Below are 555 nucleotides of genomic sequence, written 5' to 3' on the forward strand. Positions count from 1 at the left end.
GCCGGGCTGATCCGGCGCCGGCCCGGGCATTACCTGGGCATCGGCATCGTGCTTGCCGCGTTGCTGGCGGGCACCGTGGCAGGCATGCTGCTGCTGGGCGAGAGCTGGTTCCAGCTGCTCATGGCCGCCGCGCTTGGCCTCTTGCTCACCCAGTTCGCCTTCCTAGCCCACGAAGCGGCGCACCGCCAGATCCTGGCTTCCGGCAAAACCAACGACAAGCTCGGCCGCTTCCTGGCCAACTTCGTGGTCGGCATCAGCTACCAGTGGTGGATCAACAAGCACAGCAAACACCATGCAACTCCGAACACCATCGGCAAGGACCCGGACATCGAATGGGACACCATCTCGTTCCAGCCGGCCGACGCGAAGCGCCAGCGCGGCCTGCTCAAGTGGATCACCCAGCGCCAAGGCTACCTGTTCTTCCCGCTGCTGACCTTGGAAGGGCTGAACCTGCATCTGCAGTCGATCAAGTACCTGTTCGTCGGCCGGCGGGTGAAGCACCGCCGCCGCGAACTGATCTCGATCGGCCTGCGCATTGCCCTGTACCTGGGCGCC

At 65.0% G+C, this 555-nt stretch carries 1 protein-coding gene; it reads left to right on the forward strand.

What is annotated here, in order from left to right:
• The coding region (locus tag C1H84_RS17850) for a fatty acid desaturase (protein ID WP_181728199.1) at nucleotides 1–555 on the forward strand (555 nt) is incomplete at both ends.

This window comes from Glutamicibacter soli (assembly GCF_003309065.1).
Lineage (GTDB): Bacteria > Actinomycetota > Actinomycetes > Actinomycetales > Micrococcaceae > Glutamicibacter > Glutamicibacter soli.